We start from the raw sequence: 18,224 nt of genomic DNA, 5'->3' as shown, positions 1-18,224 counted from the left end.
TACACGATGCGAGCCTATAACCCGCTACCATAGAGCTGGCCCACGGCAATCCGAATGACGTCGATGACGATGGCGAAGACCGGTCTGCGAGAGATGGACGTGCCCGCAACGATCGACCGAAGCACATTCCTTTCGACCCTGCCGGCCACCCCGACCGACCGCACCGCCGCATTGGCGATCGTCGGCGTGTCCGCAATCCTGTTCGCGCTCGCCGTCCCTTTCGCAGGTATCCCGCTCCTGCCTGTTCCCGCCTTTGTCGCGAGTTATCAGTCGGCCCTCGCCGTCAGCGACACCGTCACCGCGGTGCTGCTGCTGTCGCAGTTTTCGGTCTTGCGGACGCGCGCGCTGCTGTGGCTCGCGACCGGCTATCTGTTCACCGCCGCCGCCGCGCTGGTCCATGCCCTCACCTTCCCCGGCCTGTTCACGCCGACCGGACTTCTCGGCGCGGGCCGGCAGACCACGGTCTGGCTCTACATGATCTGGCACGGCGGCTTCCCGCTCTGCGTGCTGGGCTATGCCTGGTTGAAGGAGGCCGATGGCGGCTCCAGGATTCGCGGCACGACGGCCAGCGCGATCTGCACCGTCGTGTTCGGCGTCATCGCCGCCATGGCCTTCTTCGCCTGGATCGTCACCGCCCAGCACGACCTGCTTCCGGTCCTGCTGCGCGACGGCCGCTACACGCCGACCATGATCGGCGTCGTCTCCTTCGTGTGGTCGCTGAGCTTTGCCGCGCTCGTCTCGCTGTGGTTCCGCAAGCCGCATACGGTGATCGACATCTGGCTCATGGTCGTGATGTGCGCCTGGCTGTTCGACATCGCGCTCTCGGCGATCGTCAACGTCGCGCGCTTCGATCTCGGCTTCTATGCCGGCCGCCTCTATGGCCTCTGCTCGGCGACCTTCGTGCTCGCGGTGCTCCTGGTCGAGAACGTCCGCCTTCAGGCCCAGACCGCGGGCATGGTCGGCGCATTGAAGCGCCGATCGGACGCCGAGCGCGACTATCACGCCGAGCGCGAGCGGCTGTTCACCGCCGTCGTCGAATCCTCCAACGACGCCATCATCACCAAGTCGCTCGACGGCACGATCACGACCTGGAACAACGCGGCCGAACGCGTCTTCGGCTACTCCGCGGGCGAGGCGGTCGGCCGCTCCATCGACATCATCATGCCGGACGACCAGCTTGAAGACATCGCCGAGAACCTGGCGCGCACCCGCAATGGCGAGGTCATCGACCAGCAGGAGGCGGTGCGGCTGCACAAGAACGGTCAACAGATCGACGTGGTGCTGAGCCAGGTCCCGCTGCGCTCGACCGACGGCAAGATCATCGGCGCCTCCAAGGTGGCCCGCGACGTGACGGAGCGGAGGCGGGCCGAGATGGCTCTCAATCGCGAGATCGAGGAGCGCCAGCGCATCTTCGAGACCTCGCAGGACCTGATCCTGGTCACCGACGGCTTTGGCAATTTCATCCAGGTCAGCCCCAGCGTGAAGACCATTCTCGGCTTCAGCCCGGAGGACATGGTCGGGCATAGCGCGATCGAGTTCATCCACCCCGACGACCTCGAGAAGACCCGGGGCGAGATGCGCGCGGCGCGGCGCGGGGCGGTCAAGCGCAGCTTCGAGGCGCGCTACTACCACCGCGATGGTCACGAGGTCACGCTGAACTGGATGGGCACCTGGTCCGAGCCCGTGAAACGCCATTTCTTCATCGGCCGCGACCTCACCGAGAAGCAGGCGGCCGAGGCCCAGCTCAGGCAGGTCCAGAAGATGGACTCCATCGGCCAGCTCACCGGCGGCGTCGCCCACGACTTCAACAACGTGCTGACCGTCATCACCGGCACGATCGGCATCCTGGCGGATGCCGTGGCCGACCGGCCGGAGCTTGCCGCCATCACCAAGCTGATCGACGATGCCGCCGAGCGCGGCGCGCAACTGACCAAGCATCTGCTCGCCTTCGCCCGCAAGCAGCCGCTCCAGCCGCGCGAGATCGACGTCAATGCGCTGGCGCTCGAGGCCGCCAAGCTGCTGCATCCGACGCTGGGCGAGCAGATCACCATCATGCCGCAGCTCACCGAGGATGCCTGGCCGACCCTGGTCGATCCGGGCCAGCTCTCCACCGCGATCCTCAATCTGGCGCTGAACGCGCGCGATGCCATGCCTGATGGCGGCACCCTGGTGCTGGAGACCCGCAACGTCTTCCTCGACGACGGCTATGCCAGCATGAACCCCGACGTCACCGCCGGCAATTACGTGATGATCGCGGTCAGCGATACCGGCAGCGGCATCCCGGCCGATCTGATCGATCGGGTGTTCGACCCGTTCTTCACGACGAAGGAGGTCGGCAAGGGCACCGGCCTCGGGCTCAGCATGGTGTTCGGCTTCGTCAAGCAGACCGGCGGACACATCAAGATCTACAGCGAGGAAGGCCACGGCACGAGCGTGAAGATCTACCTGCCGCGCTCGACCGGCGTGCAGGAGACCGAATTCGAGGTGCTCCAGAACGTCCCCATCACCGGCGGCGACGAGAAGATCCTGATCGTCGAGGACGACGCCTTGGTGCGGCAATATGTGGTGACCCAGGTCAAGAGCCTCGGCTATGCCGCGCTGGAGGCCGCCAACGCGGCCGAAGCCCTGATCATCATCGATGCCGACAAGGAGATCGACCTGCTCTTCACCGACATCATCATGCCGGGCGCCATGAACGGCCGCCAGCTCGCCGACGAGGCGGCCCGTCGCCGCCCCGACCTGAAGACGCTGTTCACCTCGGGCTACACCGAGAACGCCATCGTCCATCACGGCAGGCTCGATTCCGGCGTGCTGCTGCTTGCAAAACCCTACCGCAAGTCCGAGCTCGCCAAGATGCTGAGGACCGCGCTCGCCAGTTGAGCCGGCGGCATCCCTGCGCTATCGCAAAGACGAACTCCTTCAGCGCACGAGGCCTGTCTTGAAGAACCTGCTGACCGACATCGCCGGCGTCCGCGTCGGCCATGCCGTGGATACCAAAATCGCCACCGGCACGACCGCGATCATTTTCGACCAGCCCGCGGTCGCGGCGATCGACGTCCGCGGCGGCGGCCCCGGCACGCGCGAGGACGCACTTCTCGATCTCGCCAACACGGTCGAGCGTGTCGACGCGATCGCGCTGTCGGGCGGTTCCGCCTTCGGCCTCGATACCGGCGGCGGCGTGCAGGCCTGGCTCGCCGAGCAGGGGCGCGGCCACCGGGTCCGCGAAGCGCTGATCCCGATCGTGCCGGGCGCGATCCTGTTCGACCTCCTCAATGGCGGCGACAAGGCCTGGGGACGCTTCTCGCCCTATCGCGACCTCGGCTACGCCGCGGCGGCCGCGGCCGGCGCGGACTTCGCGCTCGGCAGCGTCGGCGCGGGCTTCGGTGCCACCACGGCGACGTTCAAGGGCGGGCTCGGCTCGGCCTCGGCGGTGACGCCTGACGGCGTGAAGGTCGCAGCGATCGTCGCCGTCAACGCGGTCGGCACTGTCACCGTCGGCGACGGGCCGTGGTTCTGGGCGGCGCCGTTCGAGGTGGGCGGCGAGTTCGGCGGACGCGGCCTGCCCGAGAAGTTCACCGAAGACATGCTGCGCATGCGCATCAAGGGCGGTCCCGCGGCGACCGCGCGCGAAAACACCACCATCGGCGCCGTCGTCACCGACGCGGTGCTGACCAAACCCCAGGCCAAGCGGCTGGCGATGATCGCGCACACCGGCTTTGCCCGCGCGATCTATCCGGTTCATGCACCGACCGACGGCGACGTGCTGTTTGCGGCGGCGACCGGCGAGAAGCCGATCGAGCCGCTGGCCGGCCTCACCGAGCTCGGCACGGTCGCAGCCAATGTGGTCGCGCGCGCGATCGCCCGCGGCGTCTACAGCGCGACGGCGTTGCCGTTCCCCGGCGCGCAGCCGGCGTGGAAGGATCGGTTCGGCTAGAAACGAAGCGGCGGGTCCGGCGTTACCTTGAGGGCCAAGGTGCACCGTCATGCCGTCTTCCGTGATCCGCTTCTTTCGCTATGCGCCCGATCGTCGTGAGCTGAAGGTGACGTTCGTCAGCGGTCGCGTCTATGTCTATGAGGACGTTCCGGCCGAGCTCGCCGCCGCCTTCAAGGACGCGCGCGCGAAGGGAACGTTCTTCAATCAGCACATCCGTGACCGCTATGCCTGTCACGAGATCACGCGTGAATACTCCGGCCAGGCCGGATCCTGATCACACGCTCATCGACATCGAAGAGGACGCGGTCGCGGAGGCAGCCTGCGACTGGCGCTGCATCATCTGCCCGAACCAGTCATAAGGCGAATTGCCGCCGCCGTTCGCCTTCGAGCTGCTGGAGGCGCCCGGCACCGTGGTCGACATCTTGAAGCCGTCGGCATAGGTGACGGTGGTGGTGGTCGAGCCGTCGGCGTTGGTCGTCGTGGTCGAGGTCGATCCGCCGCTCGATGACGACGAGGAATCCGAGCCGCTGCCGGACGCATCTTCCGCGCCGTTCGCGCCATGGGCATGGCGGTGACCGCTCTTCAGCGCCTTCGACATCTCATCCAGGCTGACGCTGCCGTCCGCATTCGAATCCAGCTTCGAGAACACGTCGTCGGCCTGCGCCAGGTTGGTGCCGCCGGCACCGAGCGCGCCCTCGAATTCCGACTTGGTGATGTTGCCGTCGCCGTCGGCATCGATCTGCGAGAACAGGTGCTTCAGCGCGGCATCGCGGCCCGACGACGTCGAGGACGTCGAGCTGGATGAGGTCGAGGTGGTCGCGCCGCTGGTGCCGTCCGAGGACTGGCTTTGCGCAGCGAACAACGCGTTCATCGTCTCCGGCGAGATCTGCGGATATTTGCCTGCATTGACCGACGAGGTCGTCCCACTGGTCGTGCTGCTGCCGCTGTCGATCGCGAACGGATTGGTCGGCGCGCTCTGCGAGGCTCCCGTCTTCTGCGTCGACGACGACGATTTCGAGTTCGTCAGCGACTGGATCGCGTCGAGCGCACTCGAGACGGCACCAAGAGCGAACAACATTGCACAACTCCAACCGATGCGGCATGCCGCAGCCAATGTTCTGCAGGTGAAGTCAGCAAGCGTCGTGCCAGCGCGAAAAGTTCAATGAAATCCGCGTCCGTCACGCTGTGCAGGTCGCGGGAACACCGGCAATTCATGCCGGTCGCGGCAGAAATTTCCGCCCACAGGAAGCGCACCCCTGCTGCATTGCCCGCCACGGAGGCCCATGTTAGGCGAGGCCCATTCGTCGTCCGGCCGCCACGGGAAACAGCGCCATGACCCAAGCCTTCACCCCCCGCCCCCTGGCCATCGCGCCCTCGATCCTGGCCTCGGATTTCTCCAGGCTCGGCGAGGAGGTGCGCGCGGTGGACGCCGCCGGCGCCGACTGGATCCATCTCGACGTGATGGACGGGCACTTCGTTCCCAACATCTCCTACGGCCCCGACGTCATCAAGGCGATGCGCCCGCACACCAAGAAGATCTTCGACGCGCATCTGATGATCTCGCCCTGTGATCCCTATCTCGAAGCCTTCGCGAAGGCCGGCTGCGACCACATCACGGTGCATGCGGAAGCCGGTCCCCACCTGCACCGCTCGCTCCAGGCCATCCGCGCGCTCGGCAAGAAGGCCGGCGTCTCGCTCAACCCGGGCACGCCCATCAGCGCGCTCGAATACGTCATTGACCTCGTCGACCTCGTGCTGGTGATGTCGGTCAATCCGGGCTTCGGCGGCCAGGCCTTCATTCCCTCCGCGATCAACAAGATCCGCGACATCCGGGCGATGGTCGCGGGCCGTCCGATCGACATCGAGGTCGACGGCGGCGTCGGCCCCGACGTCGCAGGGCCGCTGGCAGCTGCCGGCGCCAACGCCTTCGTCGCCGGCACCTCCGTGTTCAGGGGCGGCACGCAGGACGCCTACAAGACCAATATTGCCGCGATCCGCAACGCGGCGCTCGGGGCGCGCGGCGAGGCCATCTGACGGCTATTCGCGCTCCGAACCGGCCTTGCGGCCGCCGCGACCAACGGGGATGGACGACATCCGCGCCACTCCGTTTTCCGCAGGCCTGCAGCGCCTGCGCGCCGAGGCCCTGCAGGACGGCGAAAAGGTGATCTGGCAGGGCCAGCCCGACGGCGTCGCCCGCATGATGATGTGGCGATTTCTCTGGTGGATCGGATGTCCCTGGCTGTTGCTGACCGTCGCCGCCGTCAGAGCCGATTGGATCGACCAGGCGGCCCATCCTCTCGCAATGCTTGGGGTTGCGATGGTTGCGGCCCCGCTGGTGATGCTGCTGCAAGATCTGCAGACGCTCTATCTGATCACCGATCGCCGCGCGCTGATCCTGCGAACGGCCTGGGGCCGACGGACGGTTAGCCAGACGCCATTCGAGGCCATGGACGCCGTCTTCGAAATCCTCGACATCGGCGGCGGCGCCGGCCACCTCAACTTCGCATCTGGGCGATCGACCCGTTCGCCCGATACCGACTACACCGGCCGCTATGGGTTTCGCTGTGTTCGCGACGCTCCGCGCCTGCGTGACATCCTCGAAGCTGCGCGCGCAGGCAAGTTACGGCAGCCGCCCCAGGAAAAACCTGCGGTTCTTACGGGCGCTGCGGAGCGAACTGCCTAAAATTACAACCGCGACCCGTACTCATCCGGGCTTCACTGATTCGCGCAAATCACTGCAAGTGATTCCCGCCTGCTTTTGACGGGAGCACATCATGACGACGACCCTGGTCTGGACTGGCGTGGCGTTGTGGATTGGTTTCAGTGCATTTGTCGTGTTCGGCCCGTCGGCCGGACCGGTCGAGGCCCCGGCACGTTCGGCCCGCAGCATCCGTCGCGACCGCTATCGGGGCTGACGCCCATGCAGATCGCCCTCGTGAAGCGCCAGCCGAAACGCAGGTGCCGGATTCCGCGGCGCCCGCATCCGAGCCTCGACTATTTCTTCGGTCGGCTCGAACGCACTGACGGCGCGCCGGTCGACGATAACAGGCTCGACAATTCGGACCTGGACCTCCGTCTCAGCGCCACCACTGACGATCTCCTTTTTCGGAACGACCCGATGAAACCGCATTGCCCGAACTGCCTGAAGGAAATGACCAAGGCATCCGCCTCGCGTAACCTGTTCAATTGCGAGCCCTGCCGCGAGATCATCCAGTATTTTGGCGGCAGCGCGGACCACGGCGAGCCGGGGCCGCAATTCTCCTGGCCCATCCGCCGCAAGCGCGGCGCCCACACCGCTCACGCGGCCTGATTTCGTCTAAAGCGCGATGTGATCAGGATGAATCGCCATCGCGCTTTAGGTTATTGTTTGAGCATGATCTTTCCGGAAAACCGCTGCACACTTTTCCGGATCATGCTCTAGCCAATCTCCTCTTCATCCGCAGCCATCCGCGGCGGCCGCACCACGGTGACGGTACAGGCGGCCTCCGCGGCCACCTTGGCCGAGACGCTGCCGAGCAGCGTGCGGCGGAACGAGCTCTGCCGCGCGCCGATGATGACGTGGTCGACCTGGTTGACCTCGGCGAATTCCAAGAGCGCCGCCGCGGGATCGACGGCCTCCAGCACGTGAACCGACAGCCGGCTCTCGTCGAGCTTCAGCGGCGTCGCCCAATGCCGGAGCGCGACCAGGCGGTCGATATGCTTGTTCGAGCCTTGCTCATCCAGCGTCCGGTCGATCGCAATGCGGTTCAGCTTGAGCACGTTGACGCAGGCAAGCCGCGCCGAGGGCAGCGTGGCGAGAATGCGCTCGGTGGTGACGCGCAGCGCTTCGTTCAGCTCCGGCGCACCTTCCGCCGTGTCGAGTGCGACGGCGAGGATCGGGCTCGATGCGATCTGAGCTGCGACATCCGATTTCGCGCGCGGGGCCATGACGCCCTGGTTGAAGCGCCGCCGCCAGGCGACGCTGAGCGGATCGCGCTTCAGCCGCTCCGAACGCGCAGTGAGCCTGACCTGGTCGGGATAAGCGAGATCGAAGGCGAGCTGGGATGCGGTCGGATAGCGCCACACCGGCTCGATCTCCAGACACCGCAGCACCACCTCCTGGAGCCAGGGCGGATAGTCGGCGCGAAGCGCGCGCGGCGGGCGCGGATCGCGCCACAGCCGGCGCCGCATCGCGCGCAGCGTCTCGCCCTCGCCGAACGGCCGCTCGCCGGTGGTGAAGAAATAGAGCAGCACGCCGAGCGAAAACAGGTCGCTGCGCGGATCGTCGCGCACGCCCAAGAGCCGCTCCGGCGCCATGTAGGGCGCGGTGCCGTAAGGCAGGCGGAACTCCTCCTGCAGGAGATCGGGCAGATGGTCATGGTGCGACAGGCCATAGTCGATCAGCACCGCCTCGCCGCTCTCGCGTAACATGATGCTGCTCGGCTTGATGTCGTGATGGATCACGTTCTGCCGGTGCAGGTCGGCCAGCGCGGTCGCGACCTTGGCGACGAGCTGCCGTGCCTCGTCATACGGCAGCGGCAGATCAGGCAACCGCTTGTAGAGCGTGGTCCCGGGGATGCGCTCGATCACGACATAGGCCTGGTGCGCGAAATCGCCGGTGCCGAAACAGGTGGGCACGTGCGGCCCCGCAAGCCGCGGCAGGATCATCATCTCCATCTCGAAGGAGACGATCGCGGCGGGGTCCTCGCCCTCCGACACCCGCGGGATCTTCATCAGCAACGGCACGTCGATGCCGGGATGGGTGACGGTCCACAACGTCGCCATGCCGCCGGCATGGACGCATTCGCCGATGGTGTAGCCGTCGATCACCGCGCCTGACTTGACCAGGGGTTTCGGCATCGGCTTCTAGCGTCCCTGCGACAGGCGGTCGGCGAGCCAGTGCGGCAGGCCGTTCTCGCGGATCCGGCTCGCGGCCGTCTCGATGTCATAGGGCGCGCGGCAATAGGTGATCTGGCACGACACCGTGTCGAACAGCACGAAGGCCGCAGACGGATCGCCGTCGCGGGGCTGACCGACCGAGCCGAGCACGGCGAGCCATTGCCGTCCGCGCAGCAGCGGCACCGCGACATCGGTCTTGGGCACGAGGCTCGTCATCTTCGCCGTCACCGACATCGAATAGAGCGCCGGGCGATGGATATGGCCGCAAAAGGTGACATGAGCGGGGGTCGAGATCAGGCTCTTGGCGGCATCCGCCGTCGATCGGACATAGTGCCAGCGCTGCGGGCTGGAAGCTTCCGAATGCACGAACAGGCGGTCGCCGTCCTCCACCAGCATCGGCAGTTCGGCCAGGAATCGCCGCTGCGCGGCATCGAGCCGGCCGCGGGTCCATTCGATTGCGATCTGTGCCTCGGCGTTCATGGTCTCGGCCGAGGAATTGACTGCCTGGTCGTGATTGCCGCGCACGGCGACGGCCCCCTGCGCGACCAGCTCCATCGCGGTATCCACCACCCATTCCGGATCGGCGCCATAGCCGACGAAGTCGCCGAGCAGGATGAACCGCTCCGCCCCCTTGGCGCGGGCAACCTTCAGGCAGGCCTCGAACGCCTGCCTGTTGCCATGGATATCCGAGAAGACAGCGAGAAGCACGCACCCTCCACCCTCAAATTCTTATTGGAGGCCGATGAGGCCAAATTGAGGGAGGTCAAGAGGATGCGTCAGCGCTGCGCCGTTTACCAGCGCAGTCCTGTAGCGATGGTGAAGGGCCTATTGCTCGTCCTTCGGCGGCATCCGGGGCGGCGGAATCGGGGTGAACACCGCGCCCTGGGCACCGGCGGGCGGGGCATTGAACTCGCCGGTGGAGGAATCGCCGCCGCTGGTCTCCAGAATGGTCTTCGGCGTCACATACTCCCGGACCATGTCGATCAGGCTGCCGTCGCCACCGCCGAAATCGGCCGCGCGGCCGCCTTGCGGATGTCCGAGCGCGATCTCGTTCTCCGCGGCATGGGTCTTGTCGGCGAGCCGGTCATTGTAGGGCACGCGAAAGGCGCGCGGGATGCCGCTCGGGCGATTGTCCTCGTCCAGCGCCTCGACCCAGAGATAGATCGAGCCGGAATCGCCCTCCAGCGAATGCGGCTCGACGATGCGGGCCTTCAGCAGCTTGAAGGTAGCCGGCAGCCGGTCCGTGCTGGCCCAGCCGAGCAGGCCGCGCATCTCGGTGAAGCTGACGACATAGAAGGCGCTGGTCACGACCACCGCGACCGCCTTCAACGACCAGTGCAGCCGCGCGTAGACCAGCACCACCAGCAGCAGCGCGCCGATGACGGCGTAGGCGACCGACAGCGTGAGGATGACCGTCTGCAGGCTAGTCACGACGTACCCTCGCAGTGTTCCTGCTTACACCGGTCCGCGGATCGAGATCGGCGCCGTTGCGCCAGCTGCTGCGGAACGTCTCCAGCAGCGATTTCGGCCGCTGATCGACATTGACGACCTTGCCTTCCGCATCGATGCGGAATCGGACCGCGGTCTTCTCGTCGCCGGTGTGGTCGAGCGTGAACTTGTTGTCGAAGACCACCTGCGCGGTCGGATTGAGCTTCTGCACCTTCACATTTGCCGTCACCGGCTCGCCGGTCGTGGCGACGAAATGGGAGACATTCACCGTGTATTCGCCGGCGAGGATGCCGCGTATCGTGACGATCTCCTCGCGGATGGGCGAAGCGATCTTCTTGCCGGCGACCATGATGAAGTCGTTGGCGCCGCCGCGGTCGTCGCGGTCGAGCGTGAGGAAGCCGGCCTCGCGGTGGCGATACCAGGCGATATTGCCGGCAGGATCCTGCACGAACAGGTCGAGGTCGTCGGGGTGGTTGTCCGGCCAGTCCAGCGTGATCATGAACTCCGCCTTGGAGTCGACCTTGCCGTCCTTGGCGTCCGGGGACACCGCGAGCAGCGCGAGGAAGAACAGGAAGGCGATCACCTGGAGCGCCTTGAACAACATCACGCCCAGAGGATCGAACGGCTCCTCGCGCGGATAAAGGCCGAAATCATCCATCATGACGGCGTTCCGGCGCCTTTGATTCCAGCGCCTTTGCGCTCCAGCACCGGCGTCACATAGGTCTCGGTCAGCACCACCGCATCGGAGAACACCCGCTGGGTCGCGGCATCCAGCATGTAGTACTGGATGCGGACCAGGATCGAGCCGACGAGGCCGGCCAGCGTCGTGTACATCGCCACCGCCATGCCGTCGCTCATCAGCCCCATCGAGGAGCGCATCGCGACCTTGTCGGCGGCATCCAGCCCCGCGATCGGCGCCAGCATGATGATGAAGCCGATGATGGTGCCGAGCAGGCCGAGCTTCATCAGCGTGTCCGAGACGAAGGCGCCGAACCCGTTGGAGCCGCGCAGCCGGTCAGCCAGCGTCCGCAGCAGCAGCGTCTGGTCCACGGGGCGGTAATCCTGCGCCGCGGCCTTCGTCACCAGGCTCTCGATGTGATCGCGCACCAACCCGCGCGGTAGCGCCGTCGCACGGGCATCGAGCACCCTGCCGCCGTCAGGCGCCGCGAGCGCCGCCCGGCAACGCCGCGCCGCCGCCCCTTCCCGCGCGATCGCCCGCGTGCGCAGGAAACAATGGCCGCAGGTGACGATGTAAAGCACCGCGATGATGCTGGAAATGTAGGTGCGGTCCGAGGTCAGCATCAGATGGATCAGGCCGAAGCGCCAGAGCAGCACGACGGCGAAGATCGACAGCCCGGTGAAGATCATCCAGAACAGCAGCGCGCTGCGCTCGGATGGATCCGCAGCAGACCCGGCGATCGGTCCAATCGTCATCGAACTCATGCTGCACCGCTCCTCGCTCGCAACGATTGGTCTGGAAAGATTCCTGCCCGATTAGATCAAAGTCGTCGCGCTTGGTCCAAAGACCCATGCCCAATCCGGCTTGGGAAATTTGCCCGAGCTGCAATCCTGCCACACCCCGCAATTGGCAAGGCGCGGCGGCGTTGTTAGGCTGATCCTACCAAACGTCGGGGGTGATCGCATGCGCCTCGTGCTTCAGCTTGTTGCCCGCCTGCTCCTCATCGTGGCGCTCTGCCTCGGAGCCGCGGCCGTATGGGCTACTTTCGACGCCTATCGCAGCATTGACCGGGCGACCGCGGCCTCGGCGCAGCGGGTCGCGCAGGCGCTTCAGGCGCTGTACTGGCACGAGCTGTTGTTGCGTAGCAGCAGAGCGCGCGAGCACCTGCTGCCGGTTCCGGAATGGCGCACGCTGGAGACGATGAAGCTGATCTCGCCCGGCGTCTGCGTCGAGTTCCAGCCGGCGACCGCATTCGAGAAGCCGCTCTGCGGCCAGAGCGAGGGGCTGGGCAAGACCCCGCCGCGCTGGTTCGCCGCGATCGTGCCGACCTTCCTCGGCAGCCATGCCGAGGTGGTGCGGCCCGTCAGCCCGCGCGCCGCGGCCGCCGGCACGGTGGTTGCGACGCCCGATGCGGCCGCCGCGATCTCGCTCGCCTGGGAATACATCCTCAACGTCATCGACGTCGCGCTGCTGATGGCGGCGGCGATCGCCCTGCTCGCCTCGGTCGCCATCGCGCACGCGCTGGCGCCGGCGCGCGCGATCGTCACCGCGCTCCAGCGCATGGCGCGCGGACAGTATCGCACCAAACTGCCGCGCTTCCGCTCGATGGAGCTGGCGATGATCGGGGGAGCCGTCGGCGAGCTTGGCGGCCGGCTGGAGGAAGCGACCGAGCAGCGCGCGGCGCTGGCGCGGCGGCTGATCGAGATCCGCGACGACGAGCGCCGCGCCCTCGCCCGCGAGCTGCACGACGAGTTCGGACAGAATCTTTCCGCCATCCTCGCCTTTGCCGACACCATCGAGACGGCGAGCGCGAAGCAGAACAAGGACAATGGGATCGCGCAGGACGCGCGCATGATCTCGCAGGCCACGCATCATCTGATGGCCTCGCTGCGCGATGCGCTGAGGCGGCTGCGCAATCCGCTGCCCGAGGAGCTCGGGCTCGAGGCAAGCCTCGTCAATCTCGTCGACAGCTGGCGCTCGCACAGTACGGCGCGGCCGACGATCCAGCTCGACCTCAGGGGCGATCTCACCGACATCAGCGGCCCCGCCGCTACCACCGCCTATCGCGTCGCGCAGGAATGCCTGACCAACGCGCTGCGTCACAGCGCGGCGCGTGAGATATCGTTGCGGGTCGAGCGGCGCGCGGGCGAGGACGATGCGCTCTTGATCCGTGTCGAGGACGACGGCGGCGGCGATGCGGAGCGGGTCGCGCGGTCGGCCGGCTTCGGCCTCACCGGCATTCGCGAGCGCGTCGCGGCGGCCGGCGGATCGCTGTCGATCCTGCCTGCATCCCGCGGCCTCAGCGTCGCCGCCACCATCCCGCTCGCCGCGTGAGGCCGACGTGAACGATGTCGCGGCAACAGGTATCTCCGTTCTGCTGGTCGACGACCATCCGATCGTCCGGCAAGGCTACCGGCGTGTGCTGGAGAGCCAGGGCGACCTGCACGTCGTGGCGGAGGCCGACAACGCCGCGGATGCCTACGGCGCCTTCAAGGCGCACGATCCTGATGTCGTCGTGCTTGATATCTCGATGCCCGGCGCGAGCGGGCTGGAGGCCATCCGCAACATCCGCGCCCGCAGCCCGCGGGCCCGGATCCTCGTCTTCACCATGCACAACGAGGCCGTGCTGGTGAAAGCGGCCTTCAGCGCCGGCGCCTCCGGCTTCGTCACCAAGAGCAGCGAGCCGTCCGCGGTCGTGAATGCAATCCGCAGCGTCGCTCGCGGCGAGCGCGCCATGAGCGACGACATCGCCCACATCCTCGCCGAGGACAGTCTGTCACCGACCGGCTCGGTGCTGGACCAGCTTGGCGAGCGTGAGATCGAGATCCTGCGCCAGTTCGCCGGCGGAGCTACCACCGAAGAGATCGCGGCGCATCTCAATCTCAGTGTGAAGACGGTCCAGAACTATCACTATCTGATCAAGACCAAGACCGGCGCGCGCACGGATGCGCAGCTGGTGCGGCTCGCCGCGACGTGCGGGCTGACCAGGATCTAGCAGCGGGGCTGCCGGATTCCTCGAGCGAGGTGGCGCTTGTGAATCTGCCGAGCGGGATGGAACGGAGGCCATCCAGCCCCGGTTAATAGTGGAGTGGAGGAGTAAATCGCCATGAGTAAGGCTCATCACAAGGCAATCGACCATCCCCCGATCATTACCGTAGGCGAGCTCATCGACGAACTTTGCCGCCTGCCGGATACGGCCGTCGTCCACTTCCGCTGCCCCATGCTCGAGCAGGAGCTGACGTTCTACCGCCTTCGAAAGCGGTCAAAGGATGTCGTCGAAATCGCGGTCAACACATATCCGGAGAGTCCGCCGGTCGTCCCGTCGGCCAACGGCGGATTGCACCCGCGCAGACACGCGACCGCCTCGCCCTCCCTTGGGGAGAGCGCGCTTCTTCACAAGGCAAGAGGGTAAGTCAGGCGTCTAGGCCGCCTTTAAGCCTCGCAGCACCAGCGCGAGCGTCGCATCTACACGCGCCGGCAAATCGGCGTCCTTCCATTCGTCGGCATGGGCCGGATGGTGGAAGCGGCAGGTCGCATCGAAGATCGCGCGCGCGGTCGCCTTGACGTCGTCCACGGCGAACACGCCCTGGCTGACGCCGTCGGTCAGTATCGCCGCGATCTGGTCGATCATGGTGTCTTTGTGGCACTTGACGGCCGCACAGGCCTCGCGCGCCAGCGTCAGATAGGTCTCGAACATCTCGGGGTCGTCGAGCACGCGCGAACGCTTGGCTGCGAACAACGTGCGCAGCCAGCGATCGAGCCTGTCAGGCGCCGGGCCCTGCTCCCTGGCGATCGCCAGAAGCGGCGCGTCGATGCGATCGAGCCAGCGTTTGGCAACGGCCTCCCGCAGCGAGGCCTTGCTCGGGAAATGGCGATAGACGCTGCCGTGGCTCACATCGAGCGCACGGGCAACGTCAACCACGGTGGCCTTGGCAAGTCCGTAGCGCCGCAAGACGTCCTCAGTGACTTCGAGGATCCGCTCCGGCGTCAGGATAACGGCTTCATTCATGCCAGCACCTTGTTCCCGTTCAGGGTTCACCCGGCGACGGCGCTGATTCCGAAGCGCCCCTCACCGGTCGTTCGGAAAGCTCTCGCCTTAATGAGGCAGTTTTGCAGCCTGCGCCGCGATCTGGCGCGCCACCAGCAAATTGAGCCAATGCCCAATGGTGCCGGTGAAATTGAGGATTTCGGTCGTCATTGTCTTAAGTCTCCATTCGTCCACGGCTCCCACCCCTTAATTACGTCCCTCGATCCGCTGGTTTTTCGGACCTCGGGCTCCCCTGGCAGGATGGCCGCGGGACGCCCAATCGGAGCATCCGGGAATGGATATACACGTCTCGCTGACAGATTTCAATAACTGTCAGTCAATGATCCGTGATTGACAGTTAATATTTGCGGCCCCCGCGCCGCCATCCCTGCCGGCCGGTCCGGTGGATAGGTCGGCGATCCCCCTCTTCCAGGGCCCAGACCGTTTGTTTCGTCCTGCCCGCTCTGTTAAATCACGGCGTAAAAAGCATTTTGGCCGGCGCCGCCCCCTTGAGGTCCGCCCGCCCACCTTCCTGGAGCCGTCAGATGATCCCCCGCTATACTCGTCCCGAAATGGCCTCGATCTGGGAGCCGCAGACCCGGTTCAAGATCTGGTTCGAGATCGAGGCGCACGCGGCGGACGCGCTCGCCGAGCTCGGGACCATCCCCAAGGAGGCCGCCAAGACGGTCTGGGCCAAGGCCAAGGACGCCACCTTCGACGTCGCCCGCATCGACGAGATCGAGCGCGAGACCAAGCACGACGTCATCGCCTTCCTCACCCACCTCGCCGAGATCGTCGGCCCCGAGGCGCGCTTCGTGCACCAGGGTATGACCTCCTCCGACGTGCTCGACACCTGCCTGAACGTTCAGCTCACCCGCGCCGCCGACCTCCTGCTCGCCGACCTCGACAAGGTGCTGGCCGCGCTGAAGAAGCGCGCCTTCGAGCACAAGATGACGCCGACCATCGGCCGCAGCCACGGCATCCATGCCGAGCCCGTCACCTTCGGCCTCAAGCTCGCTTATGCCTACGCCGAGTTCACGCGCGCCAAGGAGCGCCTGATCGCGGCGCGCAAGGAAGTCGCGACCTGCGCCATCTCCGGCGCCGTCGGCACCTTTGCGCAGATCGACCCGCGCGTCGAAGAGCACGTCGCCAAGGCCATGGGCCTCGTGCCGGAGCCGATCTCGACCCAGGTGATCCCGCGCGACCGTCACGCCATGTATTTCTCGACGCTCGGCGTGATCGCCTCCTCGATCGAACGCATCGCGGTGGAGATCCGCCACATGCAGCGCACCGAGGTGCTGGAGGCCGAAGAGTTCTTCTCCGAAGGGCAGAAGGGCTCCTCCGCGATGCCGCACAAGCGCAACCCGGTGCTGTCGGAGAACCTCACCGGCCTCTCCCGCATGGTGCGCGCCTATGTGACCCCGGCGCTGGAGAACGTCGTGCTCTGGCACGAGCGCGACATCTCGCACTCCTCGGCCGAGCGCATGATGGGCCCGGATGCGACCGTCACGCTCGACTTCGCGCTGGTGCGCCTCGCCGGCCTGATCGACAAGCTGCTGGTCTATCCCGCCAACATGCAGAAGAACCTCGACCGCCTCGGCGGCCTCGTGCATTCGCAGCGCGTGCTGCTGGCGCTGACGCAAAAGGGCGCGAGCCGCGAGGACGCCTACAAGCTGGTGCAGCGCAACGCCATGCCGGTCTGGCGCGGCGAAGGCGACTTCCTCCAGCTCCTGAAGAAGGACGCTGAAGTGAAGAAATATCTCAGCGACGCCGAGATCGAGGAGCAGTTCGACCTCGGCTATCACCTCAAGCACGTCGACACGATCTTCAAGCGCGTGTTCGGGGAGAGCTGAGGCGTTGCTTCCGTAGCCCGGGTGAGCGCAGCGATACCCGGGACTTCTCTCGCAAAGACCCGGATGTCGCTTCGCTCATCCGGGCTACAAGAAAACGGACACTCCCATGCCCATCGTCAACCGCATCGCCGCCCTCTCCGACGAAATGGCCGCCTGGCGCCATGACTTCCACGAGAACCCGGAGCTGCTCTACGAAGTCCATCGCACCGCCGGGATCGTTGCCGACAAGCTGCGCGAGTTCGGCTGCGACGAGGTGGTGACGGGCATCGGCCGCACCGGCGTGGTCGGCGTGATCCGCGGCCGCAAGTCGGCCTCCGGCAAGACCATTGGCCTCCGCGCCGACATGGATGCGCTGCCGATCATGGAAACCTCGGGCGTGCCCTACGCGTCGAAGGTGCCCGGCAAGATGCACGCCTGCGGCCATGACGGCCACACCGCCATGCTGCTCGGCGCCGCCAAATATCTCGCCGAGACGCGCAATTTCGACGGCACGGCGATCATGATCTTCCAGCCCGCCGAGGAAGGTGGCGGCGGCGGCAAGGCGATGGTCGACGACGGCCTGATGACGCGCTGGAACATCCAGGAGGTCTACGGCATGCACAATATGCCCGGCCTGCCCGAAGGCCATTTCGCCACCACGCCCGGCGCGATGCTGGCTTCCTCCGACAACATCCAGATCACGGTCCGCGGCAAGGGCGGCCATGCCGGCGCAGGTCCGCACAAATCGGTCGACAGCGTGCTGATCGGCTCGCAGATCGTCAATGCGCTGCAATCGATCGTCGCGCGCAACGTCGATCCGCTGAAATCAGCCGTCATCTCGATCACCCAATTCCACTCCGGCACCGCCTTCAACATCATTCCTGAAGTCGCCGAGCTCGCCGGCACCGTGCGCACGCTCGATCCTGAAGTGCGCGATCTCGTCGAGCGCCGCATCGGCGAGGTCGCCGAGAGCGTCGCCCGCGCCTATGGCGGCTCGGCCGAGACGAAGTACACGCGGATGTATCCGGTGACGATGAACCATGCGCGCGAGGCCGGCCTTGCCGCCGACGTCGCCCGCGACATCGTCGGCACTGATCGCGTCAACGACAAGTTCATCCCGATGATGGGCGCCGAGGACTTCTCCTTCATGCTGGAAGCGCGCCCCGGCGCCATGGTGCTGGTCGGCATGGGCGACGGCAACGAGTGCCACCACCCGGCCTATGTCTTCAACGACAACATCCTCGGCCACGGCGCATCGTTCTGGGTGCGCATGATCGAGACGCGGATGCCGGCGTAGGAGGTCTGGGTGGATTAGCCCGCGGCTGCGCAAAGCGCAGTCCGCTGGCGTAATCCACCTCTTTAGTTGCTGCGGAGGCGAAGAGTGGTGGGTTACGCCTTCGGCTGACCCACCCTACGATACTTCGC

19 protein-coding genes are annotated in these 18,224 nt (G+C 66.2%); 12 read left to right on the top strand and 7 right to left on the bottom strand.

The features are described from left to right. Nucleotides 1-54: 54 nt before the first annotated feature. From N2603_RS16805 to N2603_RS16795, 3 genes are read left to right on the top strand one after another with little or no spacing between them, the layout of a single operon-like run. Nucleotides 55-2,880 (top strand): PAS domain S-box protein, encoded by a 2,826-nt coding sequence (locus N2603_RS16805; RefSeq protein ID WP_260389665.1) that lies wholly within the window; start codon nucleotides 55-57, stop codon nucleotides 2,878-2,880. A gap of 58 nt (nucleotides 2,881-2,938) precedes the next feature. Continuing rightward, nucleotides 2,939-3,934 carry a P1 family peptidase gene (locus tag N2603_RS16800; RefSeq protein ID WP_260389664.1) on the top strand — a complete coding sequence of 332 codons (996 nt, stop codon included), beginning with the start codon at nucleotides 2,939-2,941 and terminating at the stop codon, nucleotides 3,932-3,934. 49 nt (nucleotides 3,935-3,983) lie between these two features. Next, nucleotides 3,984-4,208 carry a KTSC domain-containing protein gene (locus N2603_RS16795; RefSeq protein WP_018645861.1) on the top strand — a complete coding sequence of 75 codons (225 nt, stop codon included), beginning with the start codon at nucleotides 3,984-3,986 and terminating at the stop codon, nucleotides 4,206-4,208. Here N2603_RS16795 and N2603_RS16790 read toward each other — a convergent pair whose 3' ends face one another. After that, a complete protein-coding gene (locus N2603_RS16790) occupies nucleotides 4,209-5,012 on the bottom strand; it encodes an EF-hand domain-containing protein (RefSeq protein WP_260389663.1) in 804 nt (267 codons plus the stop codon). A 254-nt stretch (nucleotides 5,013-5,266) separates the two neighbouring features. On the opposite strand from N2603_RS16790, the gene rpe reads away from it, so the two are divergent. From rpe to N2603_RS16770, 4 genes are all read left to right on the top strand, one after another. Continuing rightward, complete coding sequence (gene rpe / locus N2603_RS16785) at nucleotides 5,267-5,968, top strand: ribulose-phosphate 3-epimerase (RefSeq protein WP_260389662.1); 702 nt, start codon at nucleotides 5,267-5,269, stop codon at nucleotides 5,966-5,968. A gap of 49 nt (nucleotides 5,969-6,017) precedes the next feature. Then, entirely contained in the window at nucleotides 6,018-6,617 is a 600-nt protein-coding gene (locus N2603_RS16780) for a hypothetical protein (RefSeq protein ID WP_260389661.1), read from the top strand. Nucleotides 6,618-6,708: 91 nt separating this feature from the next. After that, complete coding sequence (locus tag N2603_RS16775; RefSeq protein WP_260389660.1) at nucleotides 6,709-6,849, top strand: hypothetical protein; 141 nt, start codon at nucleotides 6,709-6,711, stop codon at nucleotides 6,847-6,849. A 5-nt stretch (nucleotides 6,850-6,854) separates the two neighbouring features. Continuing rightward, entirely contained in the window at nucleotides 6,855-7,244 is a 390-nt protein-coding gene (locus N2603_RS16770) for a hypothetical protein (RefSeq protein WP_260389659.1), read from the top strand. Nucleotides 7,245-7,351: 107 nt separating this feature from the next. Here N2603_RS16770 and N2603_RS16765 read toward each other — a convergent pair whose 3' ends face one another. From N2603_RS16765 to N2603_RS16745, 5 genes are all read right to left on the bottom strand, one after another. Further along, the gene (locus N2603_RS16765; RefSeq protein ID WP_260389658.1) at nucleotides 7,352-8,773 is read right to left on the bottom strand and encodes a serine/threonine protein kinase; all 1,422 of its coding nucleotides are present in this window, start codon (nucleotides 8,771-8,773) and stop codon (nucleotides 7,352-7,354) included. Between the two features lie 6 nt (nucleotides 8,774-8,779). Continuing rightward, nucleotides 8,780-9,520 carry a metallophosphoesterase family protein gene (locus N2603_RS16760; protein WP_018645867.1) on the bottom strand — a complete coding sequence of 247 codons (741 nt, stop codon included), beginning with the start codon at nucleotides 9,518-9,520 and terminating at the stop codon, nucleotides 8,780-8,782. 117 nt (nucleotides 9,521-9,637) lie between these two features. Further along, complete coding sequence (locus N2603_RS16755) at nucleotides 9,638-10,243, bottom strand: hypothetical protein (RefSeq protein ID WP_018645868.1); 606 nt, start codon at nucleotides 10,241-10,243, stop codon at nucleotides 9,638-9,640. Next, a complete protein-coding gene (locus N2603_RS16750) occupies nucleotides 10,236-10,922 on the bottom strand; it encodes a hypothetical protein (protein ID WP_260389657.1) in 687 nt (228 codons plus the stop codon). Before N2603_RS16750 ends, N2603_RS16755 begins: the two co-directional genes overlap by 8 nt. Further along, nucleotides 10,919-11,704, bottom strand: a complete 786-nt coding sequence (locus N2603_RS16745; RefSeq protein WP_260389656.1) for a MotA/TolQ/ExbB proton channel family protein — start codon at nucleotides 11,702-11,704, stop codon at nucleotides 10,919-10,921. Before N2603_RS16745 ends, N2603_RS16750 begins: the two co-directional genes overlap by 4 nt. 199 nt (nucleotides 11,705-11,903) lie before the next feature. Between N2603_RS16745 and N2603_RS16740 the strand changes: the two genes are divergently transcribed. The 3 genes from N2603_RS16740 (at nucleotide 11,904) to N2603_RS16730 (ending at nucleotide 14,352) form a co-directional block, all read left to right on the top strand. Then, entirely contained in the window at nucleotides 11,904-13,274 is a 1,371-nt protein-coding gene (locus N2603_RS16740; RefSeq protein WP_260389655.1) for a sensor histidine kinase, read from the top strand. Between the two features lie 7 nt (nucleotides 13,275-13,281). Beyond that, complete coding sequence (locus tag N2603_RS16735) at nucleotides 13,282-13,935, top strand: response regulator (RefSeq protein WP_260389654.1); 654 nt, start codon at nucleotides 13,282-13,284, stop codon at nucleotides 13,933-13,935. Nucleotides 13,936-14,046: 111 nt separating this feature from the next. Continuing rightward, the gene (locus N2603_RS16730; RefSeq protein WP_212343166.1) at nucleotides 14,047-14,352 is read left to right on the top strand and encodes a hypothetical protein; all 306 of its coding nucleotides are present in this window, start codon (nucleotides 14,047-14,049) and stop codon (nucleotides 14,350-14,352) included. Nucleotides 14,353-14,361: 9 nt separating this feature from the next. Here N2603_RS16730 and N2603_RS16725 read toward each other — a convergent pair whose 3' ends face one another. Continuing rightward, the gene (locus N2603_RS16725; protein WP_026312444.1) at nucleotides 14,362-14,949 is read right to left on the bottom strand and encodes a TetR/AcrR family transcriptional regulator; all 588 of its coding nucleotides are present in this window, start codon (nucleotides 14,947-14,949) and stop codon (nucleotides 14,362-14,364) included. Nucleotides 14,950-15,512: 563 nt separating this feature from the next. On the opposite strand from N2603_RS16725, the gene purB reads away from it, so the two are divergent. Both purB and N2603_RS16715 read left to right on the top strand, forming a co-directional pair. Further along, entirely contained in the window at nucleotides 15,513-16,820 is a 1,308-nt protein-coding gene (gene purB, locus N2603_RS16720) for an adenylosuccinate lyase (RefSeq protein ID WP_254125050.1), read from the top strand. 106 nt (nucleotides 16,821-16,926) lie between these two features. Continuing rightward, on the top strand, nucleotides 16,927-18,096 hold the full coding sequence (locus N2603_RS16715; protein WP_260389653.1) for a M20 aminoacylase family protein: 1,170 nt from the start codon (nucleotides 16,927-16,929) through the stop codon (nucleotides 18,094-18,096). Nucleotides 18,097-18,224: the final 128 nt, after the last annotated feature.

The organism is Bradyrhizobium huanghuaihaiense (assembly GCF_025200885.1).
In the GTDB taxonomy this organism is placed as follows: Bacteria; Pseudomonadota; Alphaproteobacteria; order Rhizobiales; family Xanthobacteraceae; genus Bradyrhizobium; species Bradyrhizobium huanghuaihaiense.
The sequence above is the reverse complement of the archived record's forward strand: the minus strand, read 5'-3'. Positions and strand labels throughout refer to the sequence as shown.

Coding starts and splice junctions, on each gene's coding strand:
- N2603_RS16805 (WP_260389665.1), top strand. CDS start 55: ATGACGTCGATGACGATGGCGAAGACCGGTCTGCGAGAGATGGACGTG.
- N2603_RS16795 (WP_018645861.1), top strand. CDS start 3,984: ATGCCGTCTTCCGTGATCCGCTTCTTTCGCTATGCGCCCGATCGTCGT.
- N2603_RS16790 (WP_260389663.1), bottom strand. CDS start 5,012: ATGTTGTTCGCTCTTGGTGCCGTCTCGAGTGCGCTCGACGCGATCCAG.
- rpe (WP_260389662.1), top strand. CDS start 5,267: ATGACCCAAGCCTTCACCCCCCGCCCCCTGGCCATCGCGCCCTCGATC.
- N2603_RS16780 (WP_260389661.1), top strand. CDS start 6,018: ATGGACGACATCCGCGCCACTCCGTTTTCCGCAGGCCTGCAGCGCCTG.
- N2603_RS16775 (WP_260389660.1), top strand. CDS start 6,709: ATGACGACGACCCTGGTCTGGACTGGCGTGGCGTTGTGGATTGGTTTC.
- N2603_RS16770 (WP_260389659.1), top strand. CDS start 6,855: ATGCAGATCGCCCTCGTGAAGCGCCAGCCGAAACGCAGGTGCCGGATT.
- N2603_RS16765 (WP_260389658.1), bottom strand. CDS start 8,773: ATGCCGAAACCCCTGGTCAAGTCAGGCGCGGTGATCGACGGCTACACC.
- N2603_RS16750 (WP_260389657.1), bottom strand. CDS start 10,922: ATGATGGATGATTTCGGCCTTTATCCGCGCGAGGAGCCGTTCGATCCT.
- N2603_RS16745 (WP_260389656.1), bottom strand. CDS start 11,704: ATGAGTTCGATGACGATTGGACCGATCGCCGGGTCTGCTGCGGATCCA.
- N2603_RS16740 (WP_260389655.1), top strand. CDS start 11,904: ATGCGCCTCGTGCTTCAGCTTGTTGCCCGCCTGCTCCTCATCGTGGCG.
- N2603_RS16730 (WP_212343166.1), top strand. CDS start 14,047: ATGAGTAAGGCTCATCACAAGGCAATCGACCATCCCCCGATCATTACC.
- N2603_RS16725 (WP_026312444.1), bottom strand. CDS start 14,949: ATGAATGAAGCCGTTATCCTGACGCCGGAGCGGATCCTCGAAGTCACT.
- purB (WP_254125050.1), top strand. CDS start 15,513: ATGATCCCCCGCTATACTCGTCCCGAAATGGCCTCGATCTGGGAGCCG.
- N2603_RS16715 (WP_260389653.1), top strand. CDS start 16,927: ATGCCCATCGTCAACCGCATCGCCGCCCTCTCCGACGAAATGGCCGCC.